18 protein-coding genes are annotated in these 21097 nt (G+C 38.0%); 6 read left to right on the top strand and 12 right to left on the bottom strand.

Annotated features, from left to right (window positions below; translation table 11 throughout):
- From O4O04_RS04445 to O4O04_RS04430, 4 genes are all read right to left on the bottom strand, one after another.
- Positions 1 to 420, bottom strand: coding sequence for an ExbD/TolR family protein (locus tag O4O04_RS04445; protein ID WP_272534435.1), 420 nt, complete (start codon positions 418 to 420; stop codon positions 1 to 3).
- Between the two features lie 2 nt (positions 421 to 422).
- Positions 423 to 1256, bottom strand: a complete 834-nt coding sequence (locus O4O04_RS04440) for a MotA/TolQ/ExbB proton channel family protein (RefSeq protein ID WP_272534433.1) — start codon at positions 1254 to 1256, stop codon at positions 423 to 425.
- Positions 1257 to 1369: 113 nt separating this feature from the next.
- On the bottom strand, positions 1370 to 3337 hold the full coding sequence (locus O4O04_RS04435) for a M48 family metallopeptidase (RefSeq protein WP_272534432.1): 1968 nt from the start codon (positions 3335 to 3337) through the stop codon (positions 1370 to 1372).
- Between the two features lie 32 nt (positions 3338 to 3369).
- Positions 3370 to 3972: a LemA family protein gene (locus O4O04_RS04430; protein ID WP_272534431.1), complete on the bottom strand. Its 603-nt coding sequence runs from the start codon at positions 3970 to 3972 to the stop codon at positions 3370 to 3372.
- Positions 3973 to 4256: 284 nt separating this feature from the next.
- Here O4O04_RS04430 and O4O04_RS04425 point away from each other — a divergent pair, with 284 nt between their 5' ends.
- Positions 4257 to 5018, top strand: a complete 762-nt coding sequence (locus O4O04_RS04425; RefSeq protein WP_272534429.1) for a lysophospholipid acyltransferase family protein — start codon at positions 4257 to 4259, stop codon at positions 5016 to 5018.
- Positions 5019 to 5030: 12 nt separating this feature from the next.
- Here O4O04_RS04425 and O4O04_RS04420 read toward each other — a convergent pair whose 3' ends face one another.
- Positions 5031 to 8078, bottom strand: a complete 3048-nt coding sequence (locus tag O4O04_RS04420; RefSeq protein ID WP_272534427.1) for an autotransporter outer membrane beta-barrel domain-containing protein — start codon at positions 8076 to 8078, stop codon at positions 5031 to 5033.
- A gap of 350 nt (positions 8079 to 8428) precedes the next feature.
- Here O4O04_RS04420 and O4O04_RS04415 point away from each other — a divergent pair, with 350 nt between their 5' ends.
- Positions 8429 to 11101, top strand: a complete 2673-nt coding sequence (locus O4O04_RS04415) for a fibronectin type III domain-containing protein (RefSeq protein ID WP_272534426.1) — start codon at positions 8429 to 8431, stop codon at positions 11099 to 11101.
- A 19-nt stretch (positions 11102 to 11120) separates the two neighbouring features.
- Here O4O04_RS04415 and O4O04_RS04410 read toward each other — a convergent pair whose 3' ends face one another.
- Entirely contained in the window at positions 11121 to 12077 is a 957-nt protein-coding gene (locus O4O04_RS04410; RefSeq protein WP_272534425.1) for an SDR family oxidoreductase, read from the bottom strand.
- Between the two features lie 103 nt (positions 12078 to 12180).
- Between O4O04_RS04410 and O4O04_RS04405 the strand changes: the two genes are divergently transcribed.
- Positions 12181 to 12402 (top strand): hypothetical protein, encoded by a 222-nt coding sequence (locus tag O4O04_RS04405; protein WP_272534423.1) that lies wholly within the window; start codon positions 12181 to 12183, stop codon positions 12400 to 12402.
- Positions 12403 to 12528: 126 nt separating this feature from the next.
- Here the strand turns inward: O4O04_RS04405 and O4O04_RS04400 are convergent, their stop codons facing one another.
- Positions 12529 to 13548 (bottom strand): catalase family protein, encoded by a 1020-nt coding sequence (locus O4O04_RS04400; protein WP_272534421.1) that lies wholly within the window; start codon positions 13546 to 13548, stop codon positions 12529 to 12531.
- Between the two features lie 326 nt (positions 13549 to 13874).
- Between O4O04_RS04400 and O4O04_RS04395 the strand changes: the two genes are divergently transcribed.
- The 3 genes from O4O04_RS04395 to O4O04_RS04385 all read left to right on the top strand — a co-directional run bounded on the left by O4O04_RS04395 (position 13875) and on the right by O4O04_RS04385 (position 16598).
- Positions 13875 to 14336, top strand: a complete 462-nt coding sequence (locus O4O04_RS04395) for an RNHCP domain-containing protein (RefSeq protein ID WP_272534419.1) — start codon at positions 13875 to 13877, stop codon at positions 14334 to 14336.
- A gap of 217 nt (positions 14337 to 14553) precedes the next feature.
- Complete coding sequence (locus O4O04_RS04390) at positions 14554 to 16053, top strand: ATP-binding cassette domain-containing protein (protein WP_272534418.1); 1500 nt, start codon at positions 14554 to 14556, stop codon at positions 16051 to 16053.
- A gap of 161 nt (positions 16054 to 16214) precedes the next feature.
- Positions 16215 to 16598: a hypothetical protein gene (locus O4O04_RS04385; RefSeq protein ID WP_272534417.1), complete on the top strand. Its 384-nt coding sequence runs from the start codon at positions 16215 to 16217 to the stop codon at positions 16596 to 16598.
- Between the two features lie 39 nt (positions 16599 to 16637).
- Here the strand turns inward: O4O04_RS04385 and csrA are convergent, their stop codons facing one another.
- The 5 genes from csrA to flgN are packed head-to-tail and all read right to left on the bottom strand — an operon-like array spanning position 16638 to position 21054.
- Entirely contained in the window at positions 16638 to 16889 is a 252-nt protein-coding gene (gene csrA / locus O4O04_RS04380; protein ID WP_272534416.1) for a carbon storage regulator CsrA, read from the bottom strand.
- A 4-nt stretch (positions 16890 to 16893) separates the two neighbouring features.
- Complete coding sequence (gene fliW, locus O4O04_RS04375) at positions 16894 to 17334, bottom strand: flagellar assembly protein FliW (protein ID WP_272536021.1); 441 nt, start codon at positions 17332 to 17334, stop codon at positions 16894 to 16896.
- A 14-nt stretch (positions 17335 to 17348) separates the two neighbouring features.
- Positions 17349 to 18614, bottom strand: a complete 1266-nt coding sequence (locus O4O04_RS04370) for a flagellar hook-associated protein 3 (protein WP_272536019.1) — start codon at positions 18612 to 18614, stop codon at positions 17349 to 17351.
- 7 nt (positions 18615 to 18621) lie between these two features.
- Entirely contained in the window at positions 18622 to 20532 is a 1911-nt protein-coding gene (gene flgK, locus O4O04_RS04365; protein WP_272534415.1) for a flagellar hook-associated protein FlgK, read from the bottom strand.
- Between the two features lie 9 nt (positions 20533 to 20541).
- Complete coding sequence (gene flgN / locus O4O04_RS04360; RefSeq protein ID WP_272534413.1) at positions 20542 to 21054, bottom strand: flagellar export chaperone FlgN; 513 nt, start codon at positions 21052 to 21054, stop codon at positions 20542 to 20544.
- Positions 21055 to 21097 lie beyond the last annotated feature (43 nt).

Genomic DNA, 21097 nt, shown 5'->3' with positions numbered 1-21097 from the left:
TTACTTCATCTTCCTCACAGATATTTTTTCGAAACCTCTAAGTTGAACAGATGAAAGAGCATCCAACATTTTGCCATACTTTGTATCTCCCGTAGTAACTATAAGAGCTAATTTATTAGGCAAATCTTGGATTTCTAGTTTATTCAATTCATTTCGAAATTCCTTTAAATCAGTATATTCTTTTGTACCGAAAGATGGATTTCTCATTTTAAATTTATCTTGAGTTACCAAAATCTCATATACATTCTTTCGAAGAAAAGACACAGGCTCTGAATTTTTTTTAGGAAGGCTTATATTGAGACCTTCTTTTACAAAGAATACCGCTGTAACCATAAAGAAGACAAGCAAGAGGAAAGCAATATCCGACATCGAGGCGGCAGATATTTCCTCCAGATCTTTCTTTTTCTTGAGTTTAACCATGATTAGTTACCAGATGATACAGTTGCTTTTTTCTTTAGAAATTCTTTATAGATTTTGTTAGCCGCTTCTTCTACTTCAGATGTAAAAGCATTCACTCTAGATGTTAAGTATTGGTAGAAAACCATCGCAGGAATCGCAACAATAAGTCCAGCCGCGGTTGTGATAAGTGCTTCCTTGATTCCACCAGCAACAACTTTTGCATTTACTTGGTCAGCATTTGCGATAGCATCGAAGGCGTTGATCATACCGGATACAGTTCCAAGAAATCCGATCAAAGGTGCGATTGTAGATACGGCAGCTAGAACTACGAGTCCTTTCTCTAGAAGTGTGATCACTTCTCCAGCTTCTCTTTCCACGCCTTGTGAGAAAATTTCTGGATTCTGTTGAGAGACTTCCATTCCATTAACTAGAACTTCGGAGATTCTCTGATCTTTGTTATCTGCAAGAAATTTCTTGGCTCCATCCAATCCACCAGCATCAATTGCATCTTGTAGATCTTGATTATATCCCTTTGCAATCAATTTGGTTGTGAAAAAAAAGTAGAATCTCTCGAATATAATTCCAAGCGCAATAATCGATGCAACCAATAGCGGATACATAGACCATCCACCTGTTACAAATAGATCAACAAATCCGATTTTTGCCTTAGGAGCAGGTGTTGCTTCTTCAGCTTTTGCTGGTGCTTGTGTTTCTGATCCAGACTCTAATGCTTGTTTGTCGGTTGATTCTGGTGTCTCTTGAGACATTAACGATGGACTCATTAAATATAAGCCACCGGAAAGGATTAAAGAATAAGTCATTAACTTGATTGCTAGTTTCGGTATACGAATTGTCATAAAAAGAAGGCTCCGATAATTGATATGGTTCTATTAAAGGAGAGAATTGTTACAAAAAGATTACAATTGCGTTACTTCTTGGATTCTTTATTGAATTATGAAGCAGATATCGATTAGAAAAGTCTCTGTCCAGGGAGGATCAGTGGGATCGGAGAGTTCAATGAGTCACCGAAAGCACGAAACAACTCTGCTTCTTCCGCTGTTACTTCCGAATCGAAGCCAATGATCATAGCACATGCTTGCAGAAATAACTTTTTGTCTAATGGCTTCAGCTTTTCGAGAACATCCATAGCTGGATCCAATCGCAGAACATTCTCAATATTATGATATTGCATACTGGGAATTCCCAATTGAACTGAAGCTTTCCCAAAAGCAGTTTTCGCATCAGTTGCATTCTTCATACGGGATGCAAGAAAAGATAAGACGACTTCTGCGGCTTTAGTTGAGCTATGCGAACTTAAATCATCATTGGCACTTGTAACAATCTTTTTCTCAAAAGTCTCATTCAGATGATGACTGAGAATTCTCCAAAGGGACCATTCCATTATGCTCACAACATTGTCTGCTTGAATTAGAGAATTGATGATTCCTCGAAACTCGTTGTACTGATTGTTTGAAAGTTTTCTTAGAGATGGAATGCAAATATCAATCAGCGGAATTCTTGTCGATACACTTAGCGATTGAATCGATTTCCAAATTTTCTCAAATACTGGTCCTACATTTGAATCGATCCTCGATCGCAAAATCAATAATTGCTTAGCTCTAACAGACTCATCTTGGCTATCAATTAACAGCCCGTAGATGACAGCTCTTGCACCAAAAGGCTCTCTTGCACTTGCTTGAACTTCACTAGGAATTGAATCAATGATCTGCCTTGCATAACTGATCTGCTCCTCATCGACTCTAGCATTTGCCATAACTGGTCTGGATGCAGTCTGCCCATGACTAGTTACTCTTCCACCGGCAAGAATCACACCTTGTTTAAATCTTTCTTCAGGATTCCGAATATTCGTATCTGACTTCTCATCGGCCTTAGCTGAAAGATCTGCTTTTTCTTGAGCTTTTGCTATGCTTGCAAGGTTGGCAGACTCAACAAGTGCTGGAGCATTCGCTTTGATCTCTTTTAAACGTTCGGCAAGTGGAGGATGGGTTGCAAAAATTTCACCCCAAAAACTGCTCAAAGCATTTCCAAAAAATAAATGACTCGCCTCCTCTGCGTTAGCCGATTCAATTTTGGAACCCTCTGCATTTTTCATGATCTTAAATAATGCGTTATAAATTCCTGAAGGATTTCTTGTAAACTGGACACTTGAGGCGTCTGCAAGGAATTCGCGTTGTCTTGAAACTGCAGCCTTGATCATTCTTCCAATCAAAACTCCGATCCCACCAATGATAAGTAGACCAATTCCAATCAGAGGTAAATAATTATTTTTTTCCCGACTGGATCCACCACGTGAATGAATCAAAATACGACCAATAGAAGAAATCGCGAGTATGCCAGCAAGAACTCCGATCAATCTTATGTTCATTTTCATATCACCATTTAAGATATGACTGAACTCATGTGCAATAACGCCCTGCATCTCATCTCGACTGAAAGTCTCAATCGCACCCTTTGTAACACCAATCACAGCATCGCCCGGATTGTAACCTGCAGCGAAAGCATTGATTCCCATTTCACTCTCTAGCACATAAACATTTGGAACTGGTGTTCCAGATGCTATTGCCATTTCTTCCACAATATTCAGAAGCTGTCTGTATTTTCCATCTCCTCGAGAAGATTCAATCAATGTGCCACCTAGAGATTCGGCAACAACTCGGCCACCAGACTTCAAACTACTCATCTTGAACAATGAAACTCCCCATACTAACAAAGTTATGGCGGTTGCAATTGTGAGGAAAAGCTCTAGCTCAAATATTGATCCATCCGATGTAATCGGAGAATCCGATTCAAAATATACCAAAGGGATCATTACAACCAAATAGGTTGAAATAATCAAACCAATAACAGCGATGATAAAGAGCAGGATCAATCGACCTGTCTTCTTTCTCGCCTTATTCTGCTGTTCGAAGAAATCCATTTTTTATAAATAAATAAAAAATATATAATTTATTAACTAAATGAAACTTTGATAGCTTCGCGTTCCGTAGGGTCTAAGATTTCAAAACCCTGAGCTGCATGAAATCCAAACATTCCAGCGAAAATTACGTTAGGAAATTTTTCTCTGGATGTGTTGTAAACCATTACGGAATCATTATAAGCTTGTCTAGCGAAGGAAATTTTGTTCTCTGTGGTTGTGAGTTCCTCTGATAATTGCATCATATTTTGATTAGCTTTTAGGTCTGGGTAATTCTCCATCAATGCAAAGAATCCCCCCATGGATCCAGAAAGCGCGCCCTCTGCACCAAGAAATCTTTTCATAGCATCGGGATCAGCTGGATTGGCGGCAGCTTGTTGTTCTGCTCCCATCGCTTGATTTCTTGCTTTAATCACTCGCTCTAAAGTTTCTTTTTCGTGATTCATATACGACTTGGCAGTCTCAACGAGATTTGGAATAAGATCATAACGTCTCTTCAATTGAACATCAATCTGCGCAAATGCATTCTTGAATCGGTTCCTATATTCAATGAGACCATTGTAGATTCCGATTCCCATGAAGATAAGAATTATAATTACGAGAACGGGAATTCCCAGTGCAATCAGTAAAATGGACATATTTTGTTACCCCTTGGTAACAAGCAGATTAAATAGATCCAATTTTTTGACAAGCAGATATTTGATCCAAGGCAACTTCTAAGGATGGTAGATTTTTTAAATCCTTATACAAAATATTGAATATTTATCATCAGAATTGAAATCGAAAATCCAATTTAACGATGCTAGTTTTAAACAAGAGTAAATTTATTTATAAATGAATTTTAAAAAAGTATCTAAAAATAAATTGATTTAGAAGTGATTTGTTAAAATTTGAAATCTATGCTAATTAAAGGATTTGAATTATGTTAACAAGCTATGCTCTATATTGCTATTTGATACCATTATTTGGAATTATCTTTATTCCAGGACTTATCATATCTTATATTTTGAAAATATTGGGATTGAATAAATCTGCGAATAGAACCATTAATTTCCTTGCTTACGCTTGGATGAAAGTTTTTCTATGGACAACTGGAAGAAAATTGGAATTCATTCCAGGTGAATTGAATCTGGATGATAAGAAAAGATTTATTATCTGCAATCACACCAATAGTTTAGAAGTGCCTTTTGTAGTAGCCATTCCATTTCTTGCCAAGAAAATAGATTCCATGTTATCTTACTTAGGTGGTGATATCATTGATCGATATTGGATCATTCCACTTATGATGCATGCAAGGATCGTTGAAGCTGTTAAATATTCAGATAAGAATCCAAATTTTCGAAATTTCAAATCGGATGTTATGAGAACTCTTCGTGATAAATCAATTTTCCTTTTTCCCGAAGGTAGAAGAACATACACTGAAGAAATCCAACCTATGAAAACGGGTGTCCTCAAGCTCGCATACAAATTCAAGATTGATTTAGATGTATTCGTTATAAGTGGAATGATGGGCTATAGCAGCGATGAAAAATATTCAGCAATGCGAAAATCTAAGAAAATCTATTTCAAATACTGTGGATCTCTGAGAGCTGAGGATTTTAAAGATTTTGATTCTATGCGAGAAGCAACAGAGAATCTTATGAAAGTCAACAAATCACAACTAGATGAAAAGTTTTTTAAATAATTTCTTGACTCACTAAGGAAGACATGCTCCATCATATTCGAATGCGCCTAAACTGATTCCAGGAGCCGTTCCAGGCCTAAGATTTCCAAGAATATCATTATTAACCCCTGCAATTGCATTGGGGTTTCGAGTAATACTGCAAGGTGAGGAATCAGAGAATCGAAAATCATAGGGAGTAGTCAGTGGACTTTGGAGTGATGGATTAACATCCGTGTTTTCTTGAAAACTAGGTCCTGCGAGAGTGATCGAGCAATCTGAATTACCAAGTACACCAGATGGACAAATTGTTGTTAGACTTGATCCTGAATTGAACATATATCTTCCACAATTCATATACACATTCGAATATACGGAAGTCAATCCTCCTCCTGTATAATGAATACATGCGTTCTCTCCGCTATCGCTATTAAGTATCAATATATTATTTCTGACATCAATCTGCGTTGAGTTTCCAAGAAACAAGCTTGCAACTTCGACTAAACCGGAACTAGTACCAACACCACTAGATATAGTATTGTTGTGAATCTTTAGTAAATTGAAATGATTAGCAAGACTGATTCCTCGAGATTTGAAATTGGATTGTCCTGGCTCGATCACATTATTCACGATTGTATATGGTCCACCAGTATCTGAATGAATTCCATAATTTGTAGAACCATTTGAGACTCCTGTAACTGTTCCCATAATGATTCTATTGCGAGCGATAACACTTGTTCCGGGAATTGCTCCCAATTGAAGTCCGTAAGCAACTGCAAATGTTCCTGTTGATTCTGAGCTACCAACACGAACTAAATTGTTTTCAAAATTTACATTGCCATTGCCAGTAATATAAGCACCATTATTGGCACTTGCACCTGCCGAAGTAATACTTCCAGATTCGATTGAATTGTTTCTTACAATTCTTGCACCATTACCAGTGATTCGAAGGCCCGTAGTTTCAACCGTCGCATTGCCTGACCGTATAACATTGCCTAATGTTAAAGAACCAATACTTATCGCCAATCCATTGCTACTATAGAATCCATAGCTGAATGGAGCATTTCCTCCGATAAAGCTGTTCGAATGCAATTCTCCAGCATAGAATCCATTACCATAATAACCCATACTCTCAGCATTCAAATAAACAAAATTAATGTTTGCTCCAGTAAAACTATTATTATTCACGCCCGAGAGATTGGTTGCTGCACTAGCAACCAGTTCTATTCCTGTAGATCTGCAGCCATTGGCAGTGCAGACTCCACCGTTGAATGTATTGAATTTTATATTGTGAGAGGTTACAACAGTGCTATTTATTCTTATTCCCGCAGAAGTGCACCCAGGTTGATTGCAGATACCGCCAGAAGACGTATTGTTACGAATGATAGATTCTGAGTTTATTGCAGCTATTCCATAGCTATTCGTAAGAGCAGTTCCACCTTGGATAGTATTGTTGCGAATGATTGCTCCACCTTCTAACAAAATACCTACGGTAACCGGTCCATCCGCTCCTCCGATTGTAAAACCATTGATTTGAGTATTATTAGTAATCGCACTGGTTACATGAATCACCTTACATGGATTAGCAAGAACTGCAGTATTACAAAATAGAGGAGGAGTGTCCATAAATATATTGGAATTTCTAGCGGTATCATCTCTTTCGGTGAAATTTGTTCCCGCTACATAACTACCATATAAAGAAACTCCATCCACATTCAGGACAATCGAGTCCAATAACTGATTGGGTTCATAGGCGCCCTGCTCAACCAACACAGCACAATCCATTCCAGGGCAAACCAAAAGGCTATCGATTGCGGATTGAATATTTCGCTTGGCTGTAGCTGGTGACAATCCATTGTTCAAATCATTTCCGCCTACATCCTTCACATAGCGAATGCTAGATGGAACAAGGTAGGTCACGACTATGTCCGTTGAACCAAGGGATTTACCTGCATTGCTCGTGCAATCTAAAGTAACGGTTCGTCCAATTCCGGTATTCCAAGTGCTTCCGTTAGGAGTCACAGTTAAAGTATCATTTGCAAAATTCGTTGTAGACAGAACAAAATTCGGACTCCCAGCAACTAGATCCAGAGTCGATGGACCAACTCCCACACAACTTGCAACATTCACCGAATCAGAAAACACGAAACGAATAGACTGATCAGTCATAAGAAGAGTTTGATTTCTTGGATTCTGGTCGATAATGCTAAAGCAATTTGCATCTACAGTAATTTTGGATCCAACAATAAATCCAGATGAAGGATTGATAGAACAGATATGATTAGTAGGTTGAGCAAAAATATTCAGATTGTATGCATCTCCAATTAGAACATCATTGGGAAATAAATAAATTCCATTTGCGGATAAATTTAAGTTCTGTGACCCATTGAGCCGTAGCGATAGATTACCAGAGGATAGTCCTGATACTTCCACCTCTATTGGATAACCTAATGTAGTGCAGCTGATATTGATATTAGTTATATCAGTTTCTGAAATTGTTCCAGAACCATTTGTTATTGTGCAATTTTGTATAGGATGATTGGGTTGTGCAGAAATCTCAACATTGTAGCTAACACCAGCAACTAGAGTTGTTGGAAATGCGAATTCTGCATTAGGGGAAAAAATTGTAAGCGAATCACCACCGTTATTAGTAATAGTGATTCCCGTGATTCCCTCTAGTCCCGTGATCGATCCACCGATAGCAAATCGGTCAGCTGCGCAATTGATTAGGACAGAAGTGACGTTACCAGAACCGAACACTCCGTTCCCTCCAGCCACCGAACATTCCTGAATAGGATCGTTCGGTTGAGTTAGGATAGAAACATTGTAAGCTTCATTCGCTTTGAAGGTTCGATCAAATTCATATTGTCCGTCTTCCCGAACATTAAGGTCGGAGCTCGAATTAACTTGGATGACCAAACCAGAGCCAGAGAGTCCACTCACTTGGACAAGCAGTCTATAGCCGCCAGACCGACTCTGCATCATCTGGACTAGGCTAAGAAATTCAAAAATACTTTTCTCCAGCGCAGGAAAACATCCCGAAAAGCTAAAGAGACATAATGTAGTTATAAGTATTTTTCTCATAATATAAAATTGTAAAAAATTTGTTGATACCCAAGCATCAAATTTTATGGATTTTTTTCAAGTTATTTACCCAGAAATTCTCCAACTTGCATCAATTTTATACCAACCTCGAATAAATCGAATACCATTTTGCAAAAATACCTTGTTATATTGATATGGATGGCTAAATACAAACAAGCACAGCGCTAGCTCCTTGTACGTTTCGTACTTTCATGCGTTATCAAATCATAGAAATGATCTAAATTTTAACCCTTAACATAATTGCTTTGCTAAATAAAATATTTATTTTTTTCGTTTACTTTCTATGAAAACTTTTATTTATTAAAAAAATCCGAAAAAACAGGCCAAAAATGAAAATGACAAAAATCACAATTTTAACCATCATAATATTCTGCAACAGTTGTAGTCTTATTTTTCCCGAAGACGAATCTCTAGATCTATCTCCCCTTGCCCTACTCGCTTTAGGTGGCGGTTCAGCATCATCAAGCCAATTGGATCTGTCTCCAGGTTCAACAATTGATCTAACCAATAACGGAGGTGCAACTGCCACCTTACTTGATACCAATGGAGACGGTATTTCTGATGGAATCGATCTAACTGGAGATGGAGTTCCTAATATTCTACTATTGGATACCAACGGAGATGGAAGTCCCGATGCAATCGACATCGATGGAGATGGAGAGGCTGATTACTATCTCAATCCTAATGGCAATCCTGCGCTTTCAACCGGACTTGGTGGAACGGGGCAACCGGTTGTTTTGATTGTTGATTCATCTGGCTCCGTAGTCGGATTCGATACAGACGGCGATGGAACAGCCAACGATACTTCTATAGCAGCTATCATACAAGATACAACCGCACCAACTGTAAACATCACACCCGCTACGGGACTTTTTTCTACAAGTCAATCCATTAGTATAAATTGTACGGATAACACAGCACCAGGGCATATCATCTATTCCATAAATTCTGGTAATCCGAGTTTTCCTTCAACTGGAACCTACGTATCCAAAGCATCTACATCTTTCTCACAATCAACTGACGGAAGCTATTTAATTCGAGCAATTTGCCGTGACCTTGCGGGCAATACATCAGCCATGGCAGAAGTGACGATCACGATTGATTCCAATGTTCCCAATGTTACTATATCCAGTCAAACAGCGACTGCTGTGAGTATTAATGGTGGAGCAATCAACTCTTCCACCATCAATTGGACAACGAATCGTGCTGGCGATTATACTGTTCGTCAAGACTCAACGGACTGTACAAATGGTACGGCAATCGAGGGTCCCTTGACTGTTACAGCAAACGAGTCTAAAAATTTTACTAGAACTGCCGCTCAACTTTCTAGTGAAGGTATCAAAAATTTTCGTATATGTGTCACTTCCTCCTCTAACCTAACAGGATCTATAACCTTTTCCATTCGAAGAGATGACACGGCTCCTGTAGCAAGTAATTCCCCAGGTTCAGGGATTTTTGCCTCAGCGACTTCAGTGTCCTTGTCATGTTCAGACGCAGGAGCAGGCTGTGATAAGATTGCTTATATCACGAATGTCGGTTCAGCCCCAGGAAATCCAGCTATCACCGGTTCAACGGGTGCAGTTACGGCGGGCACGCAATATGCAAGCGTTCCTGTATCTACAACAGATGCAGCAGTGACCTATATCAAATTTTTAGCTAGAGATAATGCTGGTAACGTTTCGAATCCGGTGAGTGCAGATTATACGGTTGATACAACCGTTGGAAATGTTACAATCAATTCTAGTAGCACTTATGTTCATTCTAGCAGCAATGCAAGTATCAATTGGCAGACGAACAAAGCTGGTTCTTACACAGTTCGCATCGGCGGAACAAATTGTACGGACGGAGCTACTGCGACTGGAACGAACGTTAACTCATCTGCCACGGCAAATACACCAATCTCGACATCAATAAATCCAGGAAGTCTTTCTGTTGGTGCAAATACCGTTCGCATTTGTGTTGTGAATTTGGTTGGAAATTATGGGTCACAGACTGCAACGGTAACGAAGGATGAAAATGCGCCGACGGTTGCATTTGATAGCCCAGCGGCTGGTGGTCCTTATGTAACTGGAACAACTTTTACATCTTCCTGTAGTGATACAGGTGCCTCAGGTTGCCAGAAAATTGCTTTTACAACGAATGGCTCAGATCCTACCTTCGACGGAACGGGAAACATTACTAATGGAACTTTGTATTCGGGTTCTAATACGATTCCGAATGGTGCATCTGTTACAGTCAAAGTTCGTTCTCGTGACAATGCAGGCAACGAATCAGCGGTAGTAAGTCGTGTCTTTAATGTGGGGCCGCCGCCTACTCCAACACTCAGCGCTCCGACAGCAGGACTGCATAAATTAACACTGACTTGGTCAGCGTCCAGTGGCGCAACATCATACAAAGTATATTATGGAACTGCTGCAAGTATTTCAACATCCTCAACACTGGGATGCAATGTAACTGCACCAACAGTGACATGTGAAATAACAAGCTTGAATCCAGGAACTACTTACTATGTTAGAGTAACAGCTATCCATGCTGGTGGGGAAAGTGCTTTGAGTAACGAGCTATCGGGAGTCCCGACAGATTATCCAGAAGTTAATTTTTGCAGCCTATATGAATATCCAGGAGCACTTGTAGTTACAGGTAGCTTAGAAAGTCCTTCTTTAAAAGGTGAAGTTTATCATCCTGGAATTACGGAATCATTTCAAAGTCCGCGTCCCAATTCCGCAACCGTAGCAGAACTTGGATATGGGCCTGGTGGAACGAATCCGATTGACCATCCCGGCTCTTGGACTTTTATTTCTATAACAAATTACACAGGGCAAGACAGCAATTTTACAAACAATGAAGTGTATGCGGGGACTTTTACAGCCCCTTCAACAGGTATATACAATTATGTTTTTAGATTTGCGGTAACTAATGTTGCAAGAAAAACGTTGTGCGATCGAGATTCTTCAAATAATACATTCGATAAAACGAAGCTAGGAGAAATTACATTTCAATAATAATCAAAAGCATCCCTTCCTACCTCTTAATAAACTCGGATTCTGTTTTCTTCTTCATGATTGCCATGAAGACATCCGGCAGAATCCGTGAGAGATAGTAAGATATCTTGGCGATACTTGATAATAGAAGGCGCTTTTTTCTATGGATCACAGCGTAGTATATTGAGTCTGCTATAGATTCTGGAGTGAGTGGTTTGCCAATTAACGGCTTATCACGATTCAAAATTTTACCCGAGCCGTCTAAGGTATTTTTATCAAATGAAGTTTTGACAAAGGAAGGATAAACAACGCAAGTATGTATATTCGGTTCGGTCTCCGAACGAATTGTCTCCAAATAGCCAGCTAATGCATGTTTGGATGCAACATATCCTGTTCGTCCATACAAGGGCGAGAATCCTGCAACAGAGGAAATTCCTACAATCGATCCATTCACTTTCTGAATATAGGGAATTGCAGCATGACAGAGATATACGACTGAGTAAAAATTCACAGCCATGATCTTCTCAATTATTGATGGATCTGTATCTACTGCACGCGACCTATGTGCGATTCCCGCATTGCATATAAGACAGTCCAACCTGCCAAATTTTTTTACCGTCGCCTGAATCCATTTCTCACAAGCCTTTCTATCGGACACATCCATTTCTTGGAAATAAATTCTTCTCACATCTAACTTCAATTCTGTGATCAATGTCTTAAAATTGTCTAAGTTTAAGTCGCAAAGGCTGAGTGCCCAACCTTCATTGTAGAATTTGAGTGCTGTAGAAAGTCCGATTCCACTTCCCGCGCCTGTGATCGCTACTGTCTGCTTGTCTACAAGGTTATAGCTTGGTGAAGGATTCGAAAATTTTGCGTTGGATTTGGGGGATTGACTTGGTGTGGGGTTGAATTCGTGTCCTGACCGGGGCTTAAGCCCCCGGCTGTTCTCCAATCCCTTCTTACTTCTTCCCATAACATTCAATCTATTACGAAACATGCAAACTCAACAAGCAAAAATCATAATTTTAAAGGATGTGTTCAATCCAAATAAACCATTGACACGAACTTAAAGAGATAAAAAATACAAAGAGGAGATGCAATTGTATACATTAAAACGTTTTGAAAAAGTAGAATTGGCGCATATTTTCAACGAGAACAATCCGGACAAAAGGTACGCATGTGGCTTTGACGAGTCCAAATACAAGATGGAAAAATCATCATTAAAACTTGACTTGAGTAAAATAAGAATTGCAGTTGCGAAATCGGCTAACGCAAACTCAGCAATTTGCGGAATCTGCGTCGGAGCACTCTATTCAAATTAATTTACCAATCGATATCCAATTTCTTATAAATCAATGGATATCGAAACTTCATACATATCCCGACAAATCAATCTAGATTAAGCAATTCAATCAACCAAATAGAATCTTTGTATTTAACAAAATAAATTATTTAATTTTTGCTCTCTCTTGTTGACTAGCAAAGTAAATTACCTTTCTTGCTCGCATAACTTCGCCAAGCGGTCTATGATCCTCTAAAGCATTCCACGGATCAAATTTATCCTTATCTAGAATATTAGAAAATTCCGGATCAAGGATTGGGGAATTATTGGAAGACTTTATAGTTAGTTCGGCAAGTGTTATATATGGCGAAACAGATTCAGGCCAGTTTACAGTAGGATCTTCGATTGGTGTTTTGTCATCGGAATGGTAAAATTGCACCTGGAATTCATACTTAACATCAGCAAGATTTAATGCCTTCTCGAATTGATCAGCAAATTCTCCTTGGAAAGGAATTGGCTTTCGCTGAATAGTTTTTCCACTTGAATCAACAACAGTAAGTATTGGTTTTAGCCGAACACGACATGCGTATTTGCCAAATTTTAGAGGTGCCGCCGAGAAAAAATTCTCCATCTCAAATCCTCGGAAAGCTTTAGAGAAGTTTATGAGAAACTGACCGAATTTTAAAGTTCCACCGATCAGACCATTTTTCTTTGTAAAAAATTTCAAAATTCCCAAAGGCCCCTGAATTGCGAAGCCGATAAACTCGATAAACTCATCACTAGTAAGAACACTAAAAGTTTGATGCTGTATTAAAGTAAAATCCTGTTCTTTAGTTTTACCACCTAACGCACTTTCGCCATCAATACCTTTTACCTTAATTGCAAGACCTCTAACATCAGGCATTTTATCTGATTGAACTCGCAGACTTCCGTTCGAAAGTCGAATCCATGTTTCAAAAGTTCCGGCAGTTTTGAACAATCCTACCTTAGCATATTCAGGAATACTATCTAAAACTTTAAACTCAGCTCTGAGCGCAAGAATCTGTTTTCTATGCAATCCTCGACCGACTCCAAATTCTTTGGACATTTTCTTCTGAAGGATAGTTATTATTTTTGCATGCTTTGCATGTTTGGCTGGCTCTTCGGGAGATATAATTTCTTTCCAATCTGTACTAGGTGTGTTCATTTCCCTTAAATATTCAGATCCCTTGGTTGGCTGCAAGCCCAATTTTATCCCCAAAAAACAAATCTTTGAAGGAGGAGTATCAGAATTTTATTGACAATATCTAATCATAATTATTGGATTGAAATATATGTTAACTTTGTTATCACCCATTGTGTAAATAAGTTGGTTTTTAGCTGAACCGTTGAGGTCGGTTGTAAATTTATAGCAACAATCGGCATGCTCCAACTTTTCCTAAACGAATTCTTTTACTAACCAACTACATCCTATAGCTAGATAATACTAGTTCTGTGCCCTCGTGCACTTTTTCCGTTGCCGCGGATGTAAGGATGAAAGACAAAGTATTTAACCATCTTAATTCCCATTTTCAAAAAATAACCAAACGAAAACAGTTCGATGATCACGAAGAAGAGGATTATCAAAAGCCTGTAAAAGTTAACTTTCGAAATACCCAAGCTAAGGCTGAGTTTCGCTGTGTAAACTGTGGTATGATGGTGGGTATCCCATATTCAGGATCGAAGCAGAGGAATCATTGTCCAAATTGTCTTCACTCTCTGCATGTTGATCTCTCACCAGGAGATCGATCAGCTAATTGTGGCAGTGTGATGGAACCAATTTCAATCTGGGTTCGTAAGCAAGAATGGGCAATCCTTCATCGTTGCAAAGGATGCGGTGTTATTCACTCAAATCGAATCGCTTCAGACGACAACGAAATGATGTTACTTTTTATCGCATCTCAAGCGATCGCGAAACCACCTTTTATGTTGTATGATGAGAAGGAGAATGAATAGAAATTTGCGCAGTGAAACTGAGATTTTAGTACTTGATATATTTATTTAGCATAATTTTACAGAATTTGCATTGAATATGTATATTTGTGATTGACTTAAAATCTTAGTTTAACATTATAATTTCAGCATGTGGAATTAATTCGACAGATTCGCTCATAATTTCAACCACCTAAATGGGCACTGTCGCGACTCTCAACTTAAACGTTTGGAGGTTCCAATGCTCTCGATTCAACTCGAACAACTCTATTTTCCTGATACAAGCGATGTTCTACTACATGGTATTGAATGTAATTTTATTCCAGGATGGACTGGAATTATCGGTCCGAATGGTTCTGGCAAAACTTTACTTGCGAAAACAATAGCTGGACTTTATAGCAACTATCGAGGTTACATTCGCGGAATTTCTAGTAACTATTACCTCCAACAAATAGACTCAATCGATACTGATGAATTCTATGAATTTCTTTGCGATAGTTCAAGCCCGTCCGGTATCATAAAATCAAAGTTAGATATAAACTGGAGCCATTTCGAAAAAATAGATTGTTTGTCATTTGGAGAAAAGCGCAGAATCCAAATTGGAATTGCTCTTTTTCTAAATCCTCCTTTATTAATCCTAGATGAACCTACAAATCATCTAGATGAGTATTCAAGAATTATAATACAAAAAGCTCTAATTGATTATACTGGCGTTGGAATTCTCATATCCCACGATAGGGAACTATTAAATTTTTTAGTTTATCAGATATATATTTTGAAAGAAGGCACGGGAAAGGTATATTCTGGGAACTATTCCAATTACTTAATATTAAGTCAAAATGAAAGAATAAGATCAAATAAAGAATGGGAAATAGCTAAGTACAATCACGATAGACTCTCAAAAGAATATTCACGCAGAAAAATAATTGCCAGTCAGGCAATCCAAAAAAGATCAGGCTCTAAGTTAGATAAAAATGACAATGATGGTCGAGCAAAATTAGGGCTGGCAATTGTATCAGGTAAAGATGGTAAAGCTGGAAAAATTAAGTCACAGATGGATAAAAAATTAGAAGACTCATTATTGACGTTGAAAAAGGCTCGAGGAAATTTATCTAAACCCGAATTATTTTATCAACCAGAACAGGATGACCATCAAAAAAATCAAAGCATCTTGAATTTAGCTAAACAAAATCTAAATCTAGAATATATGAATATCAATATTCCACCTATCCACTTAACATCTAGCAGTAGGTTGGGAATTCGAGGAAGGAATGGTTCGGGAAAATCGACATTGTTAAACTTCATATATGATCAATGTAAAAATAAATTTAATCAAAAACCTGGTAATAGAGAAGAAATGTTTGATGAGAAAGAAATTTACTATATGCGTCAAGTAATGAATGCTAAAGAAAAGCAAGAACTCATAGAAAAGATAACAAATCTCCCGAATTTTATTAAGAGTGAATTCAACTCAATAGTCCATTTTTTTCAAATGGACGCCGTGAATCGTAAAATACTTTCCGAATTAAGTCCTGGGCAATGGAAAAAGTTGGAAATTTCTTGGGGAATTTTGACTAAGCCTAAAATTTGGATACTGGATGAACCCACGAACTATTTAGATATATTTACATTGGAAAGCATTGAGAGAATGTTTTCTAATTGGGATAAGTCCCTAATAGTTGTAAGTCATGACTTAACTTTTCTAGAGAAAGTATGTACTGAAGTAATCGAGATTAAATAGCTATATATCTTTTTCTTATTTTTGGAATATTTACCCACTATCAATTCAGGGAAAAACAATCGATTAATCTCAGAATTTTAACGAGATTGTAACAATCCAGCCCAAAATCTCCTTGTTCATGGATACCTACTCTCAATTACAATTGAAGCAGGAGTTTTTATATGAAAAATCGATTCAAAATTGTATTATTATTCATAACATTGATGATTTATCTGCCAGTTTCTGCTGATTCAGTAAAGATTAACAAAACGGGAACTGTATTTGAAAATGTTAAATCTACAACTGCAGACGGTGTTGTAAGTGTAGATTTTGAAGATGGAACCAACAAAAAATTTAGAACTCGGGATGTAACCGTTACCGCAGGTGAAACTGTATGGCTTGCCGATGCGAAGAAAGAAGAAAAAGGTTTTTTTACACGAATCATGCAACCTGATCCCGAGCCCGAAGAGAAAGAAGTTGCTTCGGAGGAAGGTGAGAAATCTAAATCATATCTTGGCGAAGGAATATTTGGAACTGTTGCTCTATTATTCTTAATATTACCATAATCTAATAATCGCTTCCGTTATTCCAACTAAGATTCCAATCTAAGGATTGGAGTCATTTTTTTTCTTAAATTTATTCCCTAATTCTTTCAGTTGTTGTGGCAAAATTGTAGTTGTTGCTGCCTTACGATTCTCATCTTGGATTTCTTGATAGACTTCCGTGCGATGAACACTAACATTTTTAGGAGCTTTGATTCCAATCTTAACTTGGTCACCCTTTATATCGACGACGAATATTTCTACTTCATCGCCAATCATTATGGATTGATTGATTCGTCTGGCTAAGACTAACATTTAATCAATCCTTTCCTTCTAGCATTTTGTAACGAACGGGATGCCTATCATCTCTAGAAATAAATTGTTTAGCTTTTGATGTTTTCTTATTGATTATGATTGGTCCTTGGAGATTGGCTGTCATCGCTTGAGGATTTTCTACAGGAATCGTGACAATTACGAATTTCAATCCTTCATCAACAGATTTTAAATCCATGCTCAATAATTCGTCTTCAGGTATCAATGGTTTATAATCATCAATGAAAAGTTCTGGTTGAATCACAATAAAAGCTAGGCTTTGTTCACGGACAGACTGTAACCATTTAAAAGGAGACTCTTCATTCTCTTCAATTAAAGCAAATTCATTGTAATTTTCAAATCCTAGCAATCCATCAGGAAATTCTAATATTTGTTCCGGATAGATTTGTATTTTACCAAATGGCTTAGAAAGTAGATCCAACAAAATTTATAATTCCCCTTTTACCTTAAAAAATCCATTAGAGTAGGTTTAATTACTTTAGATCCAACATTGAGTGCGTATTGATGAATCGTCTCAAGCCATTTCAAATTCATTATGGTCTCTGGAAAATCGATTCCTTCATTCTTAGCAAGTAGTTCAGTCATATAAGATTTGTCACCTGCTACTCTCTGTTCATGTTGTTCCAGTCGGTTCATCCGAGCACCAACCTCAGATCTATAACGAAGAATGTTTTCAAGAGCAAGATCTAAGTCACCTAAATCTCGACCGCCAATTCTTTCTTGGTCTTTTTGCAATAAATCATTTCTAAACTGAATTAAAACATCAAAAGTTGATAGTCCAGTAACAGTAGCAGATTTCGAATAATTATTCGGTGGCTCGGAATCAGTTGCGTCAATCAATCCGATATCTTTTAGTACGGTTCCGTCACCCATATCTTCTACCCAGATCTGATGCGGACTTGTACTCGTTAAAGAAATATTATCTTGGGCAAGTTTATTGGCTTTTACTTCCAAAGGAGAATTGTTAATTTTATCGATCACATCATCGATTGTATCGCCGACCGATACATGAATCTCGACTCCATCAATTTTAAATTTCTGATCTGATGTTGCCACATAACCAGAGTTATCGACTTTAGAAGTAACACTCATATTGGTTCCCCAGAACACTTTGTTTCCAGGAACCGTCACGGGAATGTATTCACCTTTTTCGATCTCTCTCAATTGTTCGCCAATATCACCTCGATACTGAACCCCAATGTATTGATTCTTAAGTTCTAGACCTTCAAGACCTTTGATTTTGGATTCTATTGGCTCAAATGGTGGTCTCTCGATTACATGTCCACCAAACACTGGTTGTCCGGTCGCATCTCTTGAGTTCGCAAGATCAACCATAGCTCGAAGATGTTGATCAATTTCTTTACCAATCGCTACTTCGAGTTCAAAACCTTTATCACCTTGATAGATACCGTTAGCTGCTTGAACGGCAAGTACTCTAGCTCTTTGAAAAATTTCACCCATTCGATCCAGAACACCATCGATATGTTTTAATCTTTGGTATCCGTCCGTAATATTTTCTTCAAATTGATTCAGCTCATTCAACCTTGAACGAAAGAACATCTGATTGGTTGCAACACTTGGATCATCAGAAGGTCTCTGAATTTTTAATCCTGTTGCTAATTGATTCTGTGTTGAATCAAAATTCACCTGATGACGGTTTAAGTTCCGTATCAAGCTATTATTTTGCATCATATTTGTGATACGAATCATAAGATTACGCTCCCAATCTATTTATTATCGTTTCTAACATCTCATTCATAGTCTGAAGCATTTTGGCTGCTGCATTGTATGAATGTTGAAATTGAACCATATTCGCCATTTCCTCATCTAGGTTAACACCCATTACAGATTGACGCATATTTTCCAACTCAACCATAAGATCCGATTGAGTTGCAACTTCTTGATTGGCTTCACTTGCTTCTGTTCCTAGCTTAGATATAAGTGAATTGTAAAAATCATCCGTCGTCTTCGAATAATCAAACATCACTGGCTTCTCTCTTAGTGACGCTGCAATTAGTAAGGCATTGCTTCCATCTTTGTGGCCATTCGGCGAATTGTAATCACCTGTTCCACCTACATCTTTACCACGAGCTGCGGCAAGATTCGCTGGGTTGTTCAATACTGCCGCACTCATTTTGAAAAATGATGATGGATGATAGTGAGGAGTAAGAGCAATATCTTCTGGCAAAGATTGGAATTTATTTATTTCACTCAGACGATTAGAATCAAATGCACCGGCTGCTCCAGAACCAAATAGGATTCCGCTCATCCCAACCAATAACTCACCGGAATCTTCTAAATGTCGAATTTGAAAACTTTGCTTGGGATTCGATTCAACGGTGGTTGCTTTTAAAGTAAGCTGATTGTCCTGATTCATATATGCAACAACGCCTGTTTCAGAACGATTGATTCTCTTGATTACATCATTCATCGTATCATCTACGCTATACGGAACTAGAACTTCTTCTTCTTTATTACCAGGTTTTATAAACTTGATAGATCCACTGATTCCAATCGGTCTATCAGGATCCAACGATGTTCTACCTGAAACTCGGAATATAGCCGTCTTGTCAAGTTGTCCATCACCATCAGTATCAACTTCCCCAAAGCTATTATTACTCAAAGATCTTGTCTCAAAAAAATCAAGGTTAGTTGATCCATTGAGTCCAAATCCATCTCTATGAATCTGGTTCACTACATCCATTGTATTGATTGCAAGTGCATCTACTTGAGCAATTTTCTCAACGATGACCTTGTCACGAATTTCCATAAGAGCTTGGAGACTTCCAGTTTTCAAAAGAACTCCATTTCCAGACTTCTCCCATCTTAGATCGAACATTCCGTCCTTTGCTGGGCTTCCCACTATTTCAATATTCTCACGCTTCTGACCTTGAACAAGAATCTGTTGACCGATAAAAACCATTAACTCATCTTTGTCACCACGACCGATGTTTATATCTACCATTCCAGATAACTCTTGAAGTAGTTCATCGCGTCTATCATACAAATCATTTGGCATATCACCGAGAGCTTCCGCTTTGCCAATTCTTTCGTTAAGATTTCGAATACTTTCAGCAATACCGTTCAATTTGTTCGCTTGTGCTTCCACTTCTCGGTTGGACTGATTTTGCAATTGGCTGAGTTTTCGATGAACATCTTCCATTCTAGAACCTAGACCTGTAGCCTTCTCCAAGACTACGGAACGATGTGCATTGTCTTCGGGATAGTTTGCAAGATCTTCCCAAGAGGACCAGAACGAATCCATCATAGTGCGTAAAGTATTGCCTGTTGGTTCGTTAAAAACAGTTTCCATCTGACCGAGATAGCTACTTTTTTTGGCCCAATATTCTTTCTGAGATGAAGTTTCTATAATTCTATCATCAATAAAATTATCTCGAACGCGTTCAATGCTTCTTACATCTGAGCCCTGTCCAATCTGTCCCGCGACATGAGCTCGATTCATTGATGGCTCATATATAGGCTCTGAAGATGTAATATTTACTCGCTGTCTCGCATAATGCTTATTATCCGCATTAGATATATTATGACCAGTTGTCTGGAGAGCTTGTTGATGAGTGCTTAAGCCTCTTTTACCTAATTCAATTCCTGAAAATGTTGATCCCATAAAATTCTCCTAGGCCGATGTATTCAACACCAAAGCTCTTGTCTTGGATGGTGTTTTTTTCGTTTTAGTTGATGTTGTGTAGGTTGTCTCAGCATCAGCCTTCTTCATTGCTTCGATTGTTTTATTGAGTAATTCTTGTCTTGTATTAATTAGCTTATCATTGATTACGATAGACTCTTTTAATTTGTGAACGATCGTCTTTAGCTCAGTTGCATAACCTTTCAATTGAAAGTTAGAATCTCGATCTATCTTATTGAGAAAATCTGTAAGAGTAATTGCTTCTTTCTCAATGATTAAATTATTTTTTCGGTAAACTTCTTCGATGGATCTCATGCGAACACGTTCCATTTCAGACGCTTCAACCATTAGATTATATGTCTCACGATTGTATTCTTGAAGGGAACGACCGTCCGCTTTGTTCACAGCTTCTCTTTTTTTTAACTCAATAGCTAAAAGATTTGTATAAACTATAATTTCTTTCTGAAAAATCTTGCATAATTCCTCAACCCAGTCGCCCATCATATCCTCCCGCTCAATCCAAACCAATATAAATAATTACGATGCA

Origin of the sequence: Leptospira sp. GIMC2001, assembly GCF_028462125.1 — a bacterium.
GTDB lineage: Bacteria > Spirochaetota > Leptospiria > Leptospirales > Leptospiraceae.
This window is presented reverse-complemented; position numbering and strand designations above follow the sequence as displayed.